At 64.6% G+C, this 13,399-nt stretch carries 11 protein-coding genes; 7 read left to right on the top strand and 4 right to left on the bottom strand.

Annotation, left to right across the window (positions count from 1 at the left end; genetic code table 11):
* Positions 1 to 26 precede the first annotated feature (26 nt).
* The 7 genes from GC162_16650 to GC162_16620 all read left to right on the top strand — a co-directional run bounded on the left by GC162_16650 (position 27) and on the right by GC162_16620 (position 7,019).
* Positions 27 to 1,496 (top strand): DUF1501 domain-containing protein, encoded by a 1,470-nt coding sequence (locus tag GC162_16650; GenBank protein MBI1370266.1) that lies wholly within the window; start codon positions 27 to 29, stop codon positions 1,494 to 1,496.
* Between the two features lie 132 nt (positions 1,497 to 1,628).
* A complete protein-coding gene (locus tag GC162_16645) occupies positions 1,629 to 2,153 on the top strand; it encodes a sigma-70 family RNA polymerase sigma factor (GenBank protein ID MBI1370265.1) in 525 nt (174 codons plus the stop codon).
* Positions 2,146 to 3,456, top strand: a complete 1,311-nt coding sequence (locus tag GC162_16640; protein ID MBI1370264.1) for a hypothetical protein — start codon at positions 2,146 to 2,148, stop codon at positions 3,454 to 3,456. The genes GC162_16645 and GC162_16640 overlap by 8 nt, the downstream gene beginning before the upstream one ends.
* The gene (locus GC162_16635) at positions 3,453 to 4,655 is read left to right on the top strand and encodes a choice-of-anchor D domain-containing protein (GenBank protein MBI1370263.1); all 1,203 of its coding nucleotides are present in this window, start codon (positions 3,453 to 3,455) and stop codon (positions 4,653 to 4,655) included. Before GC162_16640 ends, GC162_16635 begins: the two co-directional genes overlap by 4 nt.
* A 51-nt stretch (positions 4,656 to 4,706) precedes the next feature.
* Positions 4,707 to 5,501 carry a prepilin-type N-terminal cleavage/methylation domain-containing protein gene (locus tag GC162_16630; GenBank protein MBI1370262.1) on the top strand — a complete coding sequence of 265 codons (795 nt, stop codon included), beginning with the start codon at positions 4,707 to 4,709 and terminating at the stop codon, positions 5,499 to 5,501.
* Between the two features lie 150 nt (positions 5,502 to 5,651).
* Positions 5,652 to 6,134: an SET domain-containing protein-lysine N-methyltransferase gene (locus tag GC162_16625; protein ID MBI1370261.1), complete on the top strand. Its 483-nt coding sequence runs from the start codon at positions 5,652 to 5,654 to the stop codon at positions 6,132 to 6,134.
* A gap of 273 nt (positions 6,135 to 6,407) precedes the next feature.
* Positions 6,408 to 7,019, top strand: coding sequence for a CHRD domain-containing protein (locus GC162_16620; GenBank protein MBI1370260.1), 612 nt, complete (start codon positions 6,408 to 6,410; stop codon positions 7,017 to 7,019).
* Positions 7,020 to 7,049: 30 nt separating this feature from the next.
* Here GC162_16620 and GC162_16615 read toward each other — a convergent pair whose 3' ends face one another.
* The 4 genes from GC162_16615 to GC162_16600 all read right to left on the bottom strand — a co-directional run bounded on the left by GC162_16615 (position 7,050) and on the right by GC162_16600 (position 13,218).
* Complete coding sequence (locus tag GC162_16615) at positions 7,050 to 8,231, bottom strand: prepilin-type N-terminal cleavage/methylation domain-containing protein (protein MBI1370259.1); 1,182 nt, start codon at positions 8,229 to 8,231, stop codon at positions 7,050 to 7,052.
* Positions 8,232 to 9,075: 844 nt separating this feature from the next.
* Complete coding sequence (locus tag GC162_16610; GenBank protein ID MBI1370258.1) at positions 9,076 to 10,539, bottom strand: hypothetical protein; 1,464 nt, start codon at positions 10,537 to 10,539, stop codon at positions 9,076 to 9,078.
* Positions 10,451 to 10,993, bottom strand: coding sequence for a sigma-70 family RNA polymerase sigma factor (locus GC162_16605; protein MBI1370257.1), 543 nt, complete (start codon positions 10,991 to 10,993; stop codon positions 10,451 to 10,453). The genes GC162_16610 and GC162_16605 overlap by 89 nt, the downstream gene beginning before the upstream one ends.
* Before the next feature lie 134 nt (positions 10,994 to 11,127).
* Complete coding sequence (locus GC162_16600) at positions 11,128 to 13,218, bottom strand: FAD-dependent oxidoreductase (protein MBI1370256.1); 2,091 nt, start codon at positions 13,216 to 13,218, stop codon at positions 11,128 to 11,130.
* Positions 13,219 to 13,399: the final 181 nt, after the last annotated feature.

Below are 13,399 nucleotides of genomic sequence, written 5' to 3'. Positions count from 1 at the left end.
CGAGCGCGGCGATTGGAGCATCGACCATGTTCATCATCCCCGGACACAGCGGCAAGGACCTTTGCGATCGTCATCTTCGCCCGACCCGTCGCGACCTCATGCGCATCGGCGGGGCGGGGATGCTCGGCTTCTCGCTCGGGTCGCTGTTTCAGTTTCAGGCATGGGCCAAGGAAGCGAGCCGCGGGGGCGGGCCGGGGTGGGGCCGGGCCAAGAGCATCATTCTCGTGTATTTGCAGGGCGGGCCGTCGCATTTGGATTTGTGGGACCCGAAGAAGGATGTGCCGGACAATGTCCGCTCGGCGTTCGACACGATTCCGACCGCGCTCAAAGGCGTGCATTTCACGGAGATTCTGCCCAATCTCGCCAAGGTCGTCGACAAGACGACGCTGATCCGTTCGATGAGCTACACGCCCAACGGGCTGTTTAATCACACGGCGGCGATCTATCAGATGATGACCGGGTACATGACCGACAAGGTCTCGCCGTCGGGTCAGCTTGAGCCGCCGAGCCCGAAGGACTTTCCGAATTTCGGGTCGAACGTCGTGCGTCTGCGGCCGACGGATCAGCCGATGCTGCCGTTCGTGATGCTGCCGCGCCCGCTGCAGGAATCGAACGTCGTCGGCAAGGGCGGGACGGCGGGTTTCCTCGGCAAGGCGTTCGATCCGTACACCGTCTACCCGGCCGGGGACGACATGGACATGAACAAGATCGACAACATCAAGGTTGACGATCTGAAGCTGCGTCCGGAAGTGTTCGCACAGCGTCTGGAGCGCCGGGCGAAACTGCGCGATGCCTTGACCGCGACGATGCCGGACATTGAGAAGGCGGTGGCGGATCAGAAGATCAATGAGCATTACGATCGGGCGCTGGAGCTGATCATCTCGCAGAAGGCGCGCGAGGCGTTCGAGATCGAGCGCGAGCCGGACGCCGTGCGCGATCTGTATGGTCGCAACACGTTCGGGCAGAGCTGCCTGCTGGCCCGTCGGCTTGTCGAGGCGGGGACGCGCGTCGTCGAGGTGATCTGGCCGAAGGTGGCGAACTCGGACAATCATTCGTGGGACCAGCACACCGCGCTGACGGCGCGGATGAAGAACCAGTCGGGCCCGATGTTCGACAAGGGTTTGTCGGGTCTGCTCATCGACCTCGACCAGCGGGGCCTGTTGAGCGAGACGCTGGTCGTCGCCGTCGGGGAGTTCGGCCGGTCGCCTCAGAAGGGTTTGTCCACGAGCGGGAACAACAACTCCGCCGACGGCCGCGATCACTGGCCGTACTGTTACACCGCGATGATCGCCGGGGCGGGGATCAAGCGGGGGTACGTGCATGGCGAATCCGACGCGACGGGCTCCGCCCCCAAGACCGACCCCGTCCACCCCGCCGAGCTGCTCGCCACGATCTATCACGCCTTCGGCATCGATCCCGACACGATCGTCTACAACCACCTGAACCAGCCCCGCGAACTGGTCAAGGCCCATGCCGTGACGGAACTGTTCGGCTGATGTTCGTGACATCGTTGCTCGTCTCCCCGCGGCCGGACGCACCTCCGGCCGCTTTTTTATTGCCCGAATGCGTCGCCGGCGTTAACCTTCCCGCCGCTGGTACGTCAAGGCATTGTTGGAGAGACGTATCGCATGGCGCTGGATCGCGATCAGACAATTCGCGTGCTGCTGAGTCGGCGTGGGCAACTGCTGGCGCAGCTGTACCTTCAGACGCGCGACATGCACTGTGCCGAGGACATCTACCAGGACCTGATGCTCAAACTCGTCAAGAGCGACGAGGTGTTCGAGGCGGAGGAGAATGTGTACCGGTGGGCCTCGGTGGCGGGACGGCATGCGGCGATCGATGCGCTTCGCCGCCTCGGGCGTCAGGCGATCACGCTGCACAGCGATGTGCTGGACCTGCTCGAGGCCGAGTCGGCCCGGACGCCGGCCGATCACGCGGACGAACTGGAAGCACTGCGCCATTGTCTGAACCAGCTCAATCCGCAGGCGCGTCAGATGCTCGAATGGCGCTACCGCGATCGGATCAGCGGGCTGGACCTGGCGCGGAAGCTCGATCGACCGGCCAAGAGTCTCTACGTCACGATGTCGCGCATCTATCGCAAGCTCGCCGACTGCGTGCGGGCGCGACTGGGAGGCGAGGCGACCGGTGCGTGAGTCCATCCATGACATTCCGCTCGACGAACTGGCGTGCCGCTATCTGGAAGGCGAGGGCGGGGCCGAGGCGGCGGCGGCGCTGAGCGAGCGGTTGCGCGATGATGCGACGGCCCGGGGAAACGTGCTGGCGCTGAGCCGCATGTGCGTCCTGCTGACGGAGATCATGTCCGACGACCGCACCGCGCGGGGGACTTGCTCTTTCGCGCCACCGGCGCCTCGAACTTCGACATTCCGGCGGCAGGCCGCAGCGTGGCTCGCCGTCGCCGCGGTGATTGTCATCGCCGTCGGATTGCATTTGGCGATGCGCGTCGTGCCGGTGCGTGTGACGAACGAAAAGCCCGCGAGGTCGCTGGCGATGTTGACGGATGCGAAGGAGGCGACGTTCGCATCGACGATGGTGGAGCCGGCGCTTGGCGGGGCGATCGGTGCGGGCGATGTGAGTCTGCGGTCGGGGTCGGCGCAGATCATGTTCATGAGCGGCGCGGTGGTCGATCTGACCGGGCCGTGCGAGCTGAACGTCATCGACGTCAATCATGCGGCCCTGTTGCGCGGATCGCTCTCGGCCTTCGTGCGAGCGGAGGCGCGGGGATTCACGGTCGACCTGCCCGGCGGGGTGCGCCTCGTCGATCTGGGCACGCGCTTCGACGCGCAGGTGTCCGAAACCGGCGCGGCGGACGTCATCGTGCGGCAGGGACGCGTGCGCGTCGTCAGCGCCGATGGGTCGATCGAACTGGAAGCGGGCGGGATGGCGCATGTCGCGGCGGGCCGGGTCACTTTCGAACCCTTCGCCGCCCCGCTGCCGAGGACCGACAACAAATCGCGCGTGCTCGATCATCTGCCCGCCCGCATCACGGCTTCAAATCTTGTCGACGATGAGCACATTCTTGTCATTCCCGAACGCGCCGACGTAACGCTGACACGTCCGCTGCCGGTCGATCTGCCGGCGAACGCCAAACTGCCCGCGGGCACGCATGTCCGCAGTTATCTCGTGTACAAGGCGACGACGACGGACGTCGCGCTTGCTTCGACGCTGCATTTCGATGCGCCGATCGTCGGCATTCTTTGTCAGGAGGAAAGTCTGGCGGCGACGGACGCGGTGCTGGGGCTGCCCAGCGTCGAGTATGTCGACGCCAAGAACCGCGGGTGCGAGCTGGACAGCGATCAGGTGAAAATCTCCGCCGATCGCCGCACGTTGACGCTCCGCCTTTTCTCCGTCGCCGCCTCGACGGATCAGCTTCGCGTCCTTGTCGCCGCCGATACCGCTTCGACCCCGACGCCCTCGAATGAGAAGGTCAGACCATGAACTTCGATGCAGACCGACAAAGCCCCCTGTCCACCTTTGCCCTCTTGAAGGAGAGAACGCCCATGCGACGATTCCAACCGATCCGCCCGCAATGTTCCGCCCTGTGCTGCCTGATCGCGGTGCTCCTGCTCGCTCCGACGCTGCACGCCACGATCATCGTCAGCGACAACTTCGACAGCGGCATCAGCGGGTGGACCCTTGCGGGCACCGGCTCCGGCGCGACGATCCTCGCCGAGGCACGCGAATCCGCCTTCACCAATCACGTCAGCGGCCAGTCCGCCAACATCGTCGACGCCTCGACCAGCACCGCGCCCGCGCTTCAGCGCAACTTCACGCTCACCGGCGGCGATCTATCCAAGGTGCTGAGCATCGAGTTCGACTACCTCTACGACGCCACGAACACCAATCCCGCCTTTCAGCTCACCGATGGCGTGACGAACAACGGGATGAAGATGCACCTGACCACCGCCGGCACCAGCTTTGCCCAATGGCGTAGCAGCTCCGGCTTCAACAACCTGTCCGACAGTCCTCTTTCCTCCGGTACGTGGTACCACTTCCGACTGCTGGTGCAACCCGCCTCCAGCAGTCCCGACAAGTGGGCCTTGTTCATCTCCGACACGACGGGCGCACTGAACAACGGGTATGCGAACCTGACGTTTCAGTCCGAGTTGACCACTTTTTCCCGCATTTCGTTTTACAACAACACCGCCGGCTCCGCCACCGGCGGCGACTTCAACATCGACAACGTCCTCGTGCAGACCATCGACGCCGCGGCCCAGATCCTCGTGCGCGGCGGGTCGCCGCTGACTTCGATCGCCGACGGCGACAATTCCGCCTCCCTCACCGACGGCTCCGACTTCGGCACGCTGAATGTCGGGGATGTCATCGCCCATACTTTCAATGTCCGCAACGACGGCGCCGCGAATCTCACGCTCGGCTCCCTCTCCCTGCCGACCGGGTTCACGCTCAACGCCGGCTTCGGCCTGACGACGCTGGCGCCGGGCGAGTCGACGACGTTCATCGTCGGCGTCAACACCGCCGTCGCGGGCATCTACGCCGGGGACGTGTCGTTTACCACCAACGATGCCACCGCGACGACCTACAACTTCGCGCTGCATGCGGTGGTCGTGCCCGCACCCGCCGCGATTGAAGCGGGATTCGCCCTGCTGGGCGTGATGCTGATTCGTCGCCGCCGCTGATTTGCAATGGAACCCGGGGACGTGCGTCCCCGGGCGTTACGGAACCCGATCATGCGCCGCTGTGCATTTACGATCATCGAGCTGCTTGTGGTGATTGCGATCATCGCGGTGCTCGCGGCGATTCTCCTGCCGAGCCTGTGGCGGGCCAGGCATCTGGCGATGCTGACGCAGTGCGGCGCGAACATGCATCAGATTCACGTCGGCCTGGTCTGCTACGCCGGGGACGCGTTCGGGAATTATCCGTATCTGACCGTCGAGATGGACTCGCCCAATCCCAAGCGGACGAAGCTGCGGTACGACTATCCTCCGCTGGGGACATGGGACGACCGTCCGCGGCTTCGACCCTACATCGCGATGAGCCAGTTCCATTGTCCCGGCGCGCCCGGCACGTCCGAGCAGATCGATCGGCTCGACGTGACCAACGCCCGCGATGTGCACGGCAGCTACGAGATGTACTTCGGCTCCCGACTTCTGCGGACCGATCCGACCAGCGCGACCGCCCGGCTCAATGATCCGCCCGCCCGTTACAACGGTCGGCAGTTCAGCGTGCTGCTGGCGGATATGGATTGGGAAGTGTTGAACGTCAGCCGGCGGTACAACCATAACGCCATCGAAGACCCCGACGGCGAGAACTATTCGGATGTGCCGACGCACTACGCCCTCTGGTACGGCACGCCCTACAACAACGACAGCACCCGGGGGCGAATCGACCGCAATTTCCTGCTGACCGACGGGGCGGTGCGGCTTGTGAACGATCTGCAGATGGCGGACGGTCGGCTCGTGAAGATTTATTTCAGCAATTGCCACCCCGAATGGACGGAATACGGGTATCTCCTGCCGCGTTGAGCCGGTTGATGCCGCACGAGTACGGGCGGGGCGTTTGTCTGGAGGCGGGATCGAGCGATAGACTACACCGCAGCACGGGTCGCCGGCGCGGCCGGGGCTTGTGAGGTGATGGGCGCTCGCTGACACGACGCTGCGGAAGGTCTATCGATCATGGCACAAACGGATGCGACGTTCGAGGTGGTCATCGGTCATTCGCCCGTGCACGGCCGGGGCGCCTACGTCCGCGGGTTCGTCCCCGCCGGCACGCCCGTCATCACCTGCGGCGGCATCGAAACGCACCGCGAGGCGCTCGATCCCGACGCCCGCGCGCTACAAGTCGGCCCCGACACGTTTCTCGTTGAAAACGTCGACAAGCCCACCGCCGACGACTACATGAATCACTGCTGCGAACCCAACGTCGGGTTCGTCAATGGTTCACTGACGCTCATCGCCCTCCGCGACATTCACGACGGCGAAGAACTCTTCTTCGACTACAGCACGACGATCAACGAGCCCGGCTGGACCATTCCTTGCACCTGCGGGGCGGCCAATTGCCGGGGCGTCATCAAGAGCTTCCGCGATCTGGAACCCGCCCAGCGCCGCCGCCTGCGCGGCATCGCTTTAAGCTACCTGCGCGATGCGCATCACGATTGATCCATTCCGGCAGTCGTTCACCCACCGCCGAATCCGGCGGGGCGCCATTTAAGCACATCATGCATGCGTTCCGTCTGCCGGGACGACATCGGTGGATAATTCGCCATCCATCCCGCCCTGCGACAGTTGCGTCGCATCCGAAGCGATCCGCTTACCGGCCGGCCGCCTCGCGGCATATGAATTGCACCCATGTCCAGCCAGATTGCGCCGTCGTTCGGCGCAGTCCCTCGGCGCGCAAGGTGCGCGGGTCGGTTGTGACATTTTCGGAAGGAGATGTGTATGTCGCGATTCCATTCGGCGGCGGCGCTGGCATTGCTTGCGCTGCTTGGGTGCGTCAGTCCGTCGGCGTCGGCGGCGATGTTCACGTATCAGGCCTTTCTCGACGGTCCCTCCGAATTCCCGCCCAATGCCTCCCCCGGCACCGGCTTCGCCATCGTGACCTACGACGATGTCGCCGTGACGCTCCGCGTGCAAATGAATTTCAGCGATCTGATCGGCACGACGACCGCCGCGCATATTCATGGTCCGACCGCCAACGCCAGCACCGGCACCGCCGGCGTCATCACCACCACGCCGACGTTCACCGGGTTCCCCCTCGGCGTCACCAGCGGCAACTACGACCACACTTTCGACTTGACGATGACAAGTTCGTTCAACCCCTCGTTCGTCACCGACAACGGCAATACCGCCGTCGGCGCCACCGCCGCGCTTCTCGCCAGTCTCAACGCGGGCACCGCCTACATTGATCTGCACACGACGGTCATCCCCGGCGGCGAAATCCGCGGATTCCTCGCGTTGATTCCCGAACCGGCGACGGCGGGCGTCATGAGCGCCTTGATCGTCATGGCAGCGACGCGGCGCACGCGACATCGGCTTCATCGCTGATGCGCGTCCGTGCGTCGGACCCGCTTCGCCTCACCAGGTCTTGTAGTGCGCCCAGAGCCACTGCCAGTCTTCGTTGGACGCGGGGACCACGTCGCCGAGTTTGCCCAGCGAGGCGCTGCCGGGGTTGAGCATCATCTGGTAGCCGGCGTGACCGTCGGCGAAGGAGAGCGTGTACGCATCGTCGTGCCATCGCGCGAACCAGTCGGCGTTGACGTAACACGTATACGGGGCCTGCAAACAGACCCACGCCCCCGCCGATCCGTCGCCGCGCGGGTCGTATTCTTCGATGCTCACAAGCGTATCCGCCGCTCGGGCGATCTCCCCCAGCGTTTTGCGGATGGTGACCCCGCCGTAGCTCGCCGCGTTGTAGCCCAGCGCGACGGAGATCGAATAGCTGGGTGTGAGGTATCCGCTTCGGTCGGCGGGGCAGTGATAGACGCCGAGCGTCTGAATGTATCCGATCCGGTAAAACGCCCCGGCCCGGATGCCCGCCTCCACGTCGCCGCCGTGATTGGACGGGCGATCGATCCAGTGTTCGCTGGTGTTGTTGGACGGCTGAACGAGCAGGCCGTGGTGATCCATCGCGTACATCAGCCACGCCGCCGCCAGTTGCCGCTCGTTGGAGGTACACACGACCAGCCGGGCGCGGTCGCGCGCCTTGTTGAGCGACGGCAACAGTATGGCGATCAGAACCGCGATGATCGAAATGACCACCATCAGTTCGATCAACGTGAACCCGTGTCGCGCCCACGGCGCGGCGGGGTGACTTAAGTCACCCCGCCTCAAGTTCACGAGCGCACCGCGCGGGGCCAGCCCCGCCGCAAAACGCGCTGCGCAATGGACCTGTTCCGTCTTCATTTGCGTCGCAACCCCATGACAAGTCCGAGCATCGCGAGCCCGGCGGGCAGCGCCATCGGCGCCGGCACCGAGGCGACGCCGATCACATCGAATTCGCGGAACACGGTGCCTGTCCCCGCGTTGCCGTTGTTGACCTGCACGAAGCGGATCGCATCGATGTGCGAGAGGAACGCGGTGCCGTCGAGATTGTGCGTCCGCGTCAGGAGCGAGCCGTTGGACACCAGTTCGCTCACCGCGCCGAGTTTGATGAACGATGCGGAAAAGATCGTCGAGTACCAGATTTCGTAGCTCTGCCCCGCGCGGGAGTCGGTCCAGCCGGAAAAGACATTGATGTCGGTGATGTCGTAACCCCATAGGTTCGTCGAAACGTCGAGGTTGTAGGTCGTCGTCGTCTGTCCCCACACGATGGCGGGATTGACGCCGGCGGTGTTCTCGGCACTGGTGCCGGTGGTGCCGTTGCGCACGAGCGACGCGGCGTTTTCGCCCGTCACCGATGCGAGACTCGTCTGAAGCAGGTCATTGCTCACGGCGACGATCGGCGAAGGCGCGACGTTGCCGGCGTTGAACTGCGCCTGGCCGACCTGAAGGTTCGACGCGATGACGTCGAACTCGCGATACACGTCGGCGAGCGCGTCGGCGCTGGTGATGTTGGCGAAGCGGACGCCGTTGACGCCAATCGCGACGGGAGCGCCGGTGGTGTCGTAGGTGCTGGTGCGCGAGGCGGAGTTGCCGCCGGTGACGTCGGGCGTGCTGACGGTGCCGATCGTCGTCCAGGTCGAGCCGCCATTGGTGGTGACCTGGAGCGTGTAGCCCTGCTCGGCGCGCGAGGCGTCCCACTGCGTGTAGGCGTTGATCTGCCCGATGCTCCACTTGCTGTTGAGCAGGTATGTCACGGTCGAGCCGAGCGCCCATTGCGTGGCGGGGTTGGCGGCGGAGGCCTCCATGATGCTGACATTGGCGGGGAAGTTGCCGTTGCGTGCCCCGGCGTCGGCTTCGCCGCTCGCGCTGGACAGGTTTGTCTGAAGGAGGTCCGTGTTCGAGACGGCGAAGGTTCCGCTGGTGATGTTCGTGTAGTCGCCCACGACGAGCGACGCATGCGCCGCCGTCGCGCCCAGCGTTCCGATCAGTCCCGCCATCATCCATTGCTTAAATCGATTCTTCATCGCAATCGCTCCTTGTGACGCACGCAGCGTCGGTCTCATGGCTCCTCGGACACGCGCCCGGCCGTCGCCAGGTCTTTGATCTCGTCCTCCGACAAAACCCGTGAAAGCACGGCAAATTCGTCCATCGCCCCCATCAACGGGCGCGCCCCGCCGGACCAGTCGCCCACGCGCACCGTCCCGAGCACGGTCGTCCGATCCTTGGGGCACGCGCCGACGCCGATCCGAATCCCGTCGGCGTAAATCCGCCGCGAGCCGGTCATGTGATCGTCCACCACGGCGAGCCAGACCCATCGCCCGATCATCGCATTGACGATGTGGTCATCGGTCCGGGCGCCCTGTGCATCGATGTAATTGGCCGTGCTGATCTGCCAGTGGAACCCCGCATCGGGGCCGAAGCGATCGGCATCCATGATCGCGCGGATCGGATGATCGGCCGAGCCGACCGCGTCGAGTTTCACCAGCGCCAGCACGGTGCACTGGCGCATCGGCTCGGGCAGGTCCAGCGTGATCGAGTCGCGGGCCCCGTCGAAGCGCTTCGCGCCGTCGTATTCGAATCGCCCCGCCGCCGGGTCGTCCGCGTCGTTGAAGTCGAGCCAGCGCACCATCGCCGCGTCGGCCCGCAGTCGATGGCGCACGAGCCAGAAGCTCGCATAACGATCCGTCGACGCGTCATGCACCAGTTTGCCGTCGACGAAACGCAATCCCTGCCCGGCGGTCAGTTCCGACTGAGCCGCCGCCGCATCGACGCCGCGGACGCGGCCCTGCGTGACGCAGACGAAGGTGCGATCGTGCTTGTCGACCTCGGCGAAAAAGCGCGTGCCCAGGTCGACGATGCGCGACCCGCCGGGCACATGAATGGTGAACCCGTGCGCGGGCTGCGGCACGAATGCTTCAAGCTGGCCGCGCCGCAGCGACCCGATCTCCGGCGAGAGTGCATCAAACATGCATGGTCCCGCCAGATCGACCACGGCGCCGGATTTGAACGCCACCTGGGCCGTGCCTCGCGTCAACATCACCGGCCCGGCGATCAGCTCATCACACAAGGCCCACTCGCCCTGCGCGAACGCCGCATCGGCGGACTTGTCGGAAAGCAGCGCGACGGCTGCGGAGGATGACGGGGGATTGTCGCGGTCGGATTTCGGGGTGAATGTCAGGTACGTCAGCACGCCGATCGTCAGCGCGATCAACGCCGCGGCGGCAAGCCCATACCGACGCCGCGCCCGCATCACGATCGGCCGGGCGTCGGCGAAGTCGTCGACCTTGCATGTTTCGAGCATCTGCCGGTGCATCAGCGAACGCTGCGTGAACGCATCGCGCGCCGCCGCATCGCTCGCCACAAGCGCCTCGAGCTGCGCCATGTCCGCATCGTCGATCAGTTCGTCGAAGTAGGCATCGATGAGGCGCATTGCGTCATCCATGGCGCGCCTCGCTTTGGAGTTTCGCCCGGATGCACTGCGCCAGCGCCTGACGAATGCGATGCAGCCCGATCGCCACCGCATTGGCGCTCATCCCCCGCCGCTCGCCGATCTGCGCCATCGACTGATCGTCGCGATAACGCTGCATCAGCATGGCGTGCTGCCGGCGGGGAATCGACTTGAGGCACTGCGCCAGCGCCTGCCGGTGCGACTCGGCCAGCGGTTCGGCCGCCTGATGCGACGCGGCGAGCAGGTCGAGCGTGTGTTCGCAAAAGACATGGCGATCGCGCTTGTGATTGCGGTGATGATTGAGCACGCGGTAGCGCGCGATGCCCAGCGCCCAGCCGGTGAACGAAGCGGCCGGGTCATACTTGTCGAAATCCTCCAGCGCCGCCTCGGCGACGGTCTGAAGCACGTCCTCCGCGTCCGCCCGCTGACGCACCGCCGCGAACACGTACGCCGCCACGACCGGCTGGGCCCCGACCCAGAGTCGGGTGAACTGCCGGGCGCGCAGATGATCAGGCGATGGCGTGTCCATGATGGGCGGTCCTCAACCGATCAAGCGGGCGGTCATCCCTATGAACTGAACCGGTCGGGGTCCATCATTTCACGCGAACCCCGCGATGGTGATATAAAGCGTTAATTTAAAGAGGTTTGCGATAATGATAAATCTCATTCGACCGGCAGAAGCTGCACCGCATCGACCGCGACGTAGCCGTCCGTATGGTCATTGCGGATGGTGATGATCGCCGGCTTGCCGGGTGCGAAATGGAACCGGCCGAGCGACACGGCCGCGCCATCGATCGGCGGCTTCTCGCGCTCGTTGATCTTCACCATCTTCGTGCCGTCCGCCGATTCGATCGTGATCGGCACATTCGTCGCCCGGTTCGGGTACGGCACATACACGAAGCGCGCCTCGTATTCGCCCGCCCGGTCGATGGCGAACGTGTATGTCGCGGACAGATGTCCCTTGCTCGCGTCGCGGTCGTGCAGGTATCCGCCCTGGTACCCGCGGGCGAAGGAACTGCCCTGCCAGTCGCCGACGAGCGCCGCATCGCCGTCGTCGACGATGAGCCCGCCGCTCAGCGGGATGAGCAGCGCCGCCGCCCCCGGCGCGTCGGCAAGCGTGACGATCTGTTTCTGCGCCCGCAGCTTCGCCTGTAACGCCGCGATGTCGATGTCCTGCGCAGCGGTGTCGCGCGCGATCGCCTGCGAAGCGGCGAGCCCCGCCGCGTGACCCATGATCATGTACTGCGGCTCCATCCGAATCGATCCGTACGCCACATACGACGCCGACATGCACACCGACACCAGCAGATTGTCGCACTCCCCCTTCCGGGGCGTCAGAGAGCGATACGCAATTTCGTACGGCCGCGTCGGCACATCGAAGTTGCCTTCGTCGATGACGTACCCGTCGGGATGAATAAGCCGCTGAACCGCATGCGAGTCGCAGATGAACGAGCCCATGCCGATCGCATCGCTCTTCGTGAGCTGCTTCTGCACATCCGTCTGCGTCATGACATAGTCGCCGATCATGCGGCGGGCCACGCGGATGTACAGGGCGTAGGGCCAGTGATCGTTGTCGATGAACTCGTCCTTGCACAGGCCCCACTGATTGGCCTCGTCGCGCAGGTCGGCGGGCAGACGCTCATCATGCGCGAGGAACCAGAAAACCCCCTGCACGTAGTCGACATGCGCCTGCCAGATCCGATCGCGCATCGCCCAGTCGCCGTCGGGATAGCCGTAGTTTTCGCCGATGAGATTCGTGCCGACGATCATGCCGATGTTGTTGGCGTCGAATTTCCCGTTGGGGATCGGCGCCAGATGCACGAGCTTGGAGAAACGGATGCCCGGATACGCCGCGATGACCCGCCGCAGAAGTTCGTATTGCTTCACATCGTAATGCGCCGGTTTGGGCCAGGGCAGACGATTGCCCGGCGCGCGCGTCACGATCACGCGGAAGTTGTAGCCCATGATCTTCCGATCCGCCGATCCGATCGCCGGCCATGCCCCGCCGTTGATCCCCGGCAGCAGTTTCCCATCTTCGTCATACGGCGAAATCTTCGTCGGCGTGCCGTGCACGTAATGCATCGCCTTGACCGTCGCATCCGACGCGACGTCCGGATCGTCGAGCGCCATTTCCTCGACGGTCCGCGGGCGCAGCTCCGCCGGGTGAAACCCCGCCAGCGGTTCGCCGTATTGCTCGCTCGATTCCCGGCCGACGATATAGGACACGTTCGCCTTCGCCATCAGGTCGCCTTCGTAGCTCGCGTCGATGAACATACGCGCCGCATGTTCGGAGCCATCGAGCATCATTACGGCGGTGAGGCGGTGGTCGTGCATGGTCGCGCGGTCGAGTCGCTGATGCGTGCGCACTTCGACATGCGCTTCATCGAGCATGTCCTTGAACGCCGCCATCGCGACATGCGGCTCGGAGTAGAAGATCGCGCGACCTTTGAGGCGCTCAGGGTCGTGATAGCTTGCCGCCGCGCGTTGGAAGAATTCATGGGCGAGCCCGCCGATGACGATCGGGTTGCCGATGTCGGTGCTGGACAGTCCGCCGGTCGTCATGCCGCCGATGTGATCGGTGGGTTCAAGGACGAGGACGGAGCGCCCGTCGCGCGCGGCGGCGACGGCGGCGATGATCCCGCTGGGCGTGGCGCCGTAGATGACGATGTCGTGCTGCGTAGGTTCGGCGCGGGCCATCGAGGTCAGGGGCAAAGCAGCGAGAATGAACGCATAAATGCGGCGAAATGTCGGCATTTCAGCGGGCCTCCGTCCGCATTGTAGACATATCAGTTGATGAGCAAAATGCGTATAAAGAAGACGGAAGTGAACCGCCGAGACACCGAGAGCGCCGAGGAAACCCGTCGAAGGGATTTGTGGTTCGATGTTCTTCTCGGTGCTCTTGGCGTCTCGGCGGTTCAATCTGTCTCAACTCAAC

The sequence above is a fragment of the Planctomycetota bacterium genome, assembly GCA_016125255.1.
Lineage (GTDB): Bacteria > Planctomycetota > Phycisphaerae > Phycisphaerales > Zrk34 > RI-421.
Note: the sequence above shows the minus strand (reverse complement) of the source record. Positions and strands in the feature narration are given on the sequence as shown.

What these genes read in the sequence shown, in the direction of transcription:
- GC162_16635 (MBI1370263.1), top strand. Translation starts at nt 3,453, where the DNA reads ATGAACTTCGATGCAGACCGACAAAGCCCCCTGTCCACCTTTGCCCTC.
- GC162_16600 (MBI1370256.1), bottom strand. Translation starts at nt 13,218, where the DNA reads ATGCCGACATTTCGCCGCATTTATGCGTTCATTCTCGCTGCTTTGCCC.
- GC162_16605 (MBI1370257.1), bottom strand. Translation starts at nt 10,993, where the DNA reads ATGGACACGCCATCGCCTGATCATCTGCGCGCCCGGCAGTTCACCCGA.
- GC162_16615 (MBI1370259.1), bottom strand. Translation starts at nt 8,231, where the DNA reads ATGGGGTTACGACATCACCGACATCAATGTCTTTTCCGGCTGGACCGA.
- GC162_16625 (MBI1370261.1), top strand. Translation starts at nt 5,652, where the DNA reads ATGGCACAAACGGATGCGACGTTCGAGGTGGTCATCGGTCATTCGCCC.
- GC162_16645 (MBI1370265.1), top strand. Translation starts at nt 1,629, where the DNA reads ATGGCGCTGGATCGCGATCAGACAATTCGCGTGCTGCTGAGTCGGCGT.
- GC162_16610 (MBI1370258.1), bottom strand. Translation starts at nt 10,539, where the DNA reads ATGCGGTGGCGATCGGGCTGCATCGCATTCGTCAGGCGCTGGCGCAGT.
- GC162_16620 (MBI1370260.1), top strand. Translation starts at nt 6,408, where the DNA reads ATGTGTATGTCGCGATTCCATTCGGCGGCGGCGCTGGCATTGCTTGCG.
- GC162_16650 (MBI1370266.1), top strand. Translation starts at nt 27, where the DNA reads ATGTTCATCATCCCCGGACACAGCGGCAAGGACCTTTGCGATCGTCAT.
- GC162_16630 (MBI1370262.1), top strand. Translation starts at nt 4,707, where the DNA reads ATGCGCCGCTGTGCATTTACGATCATCGAGCTGCTTGTGGTGATTGCG.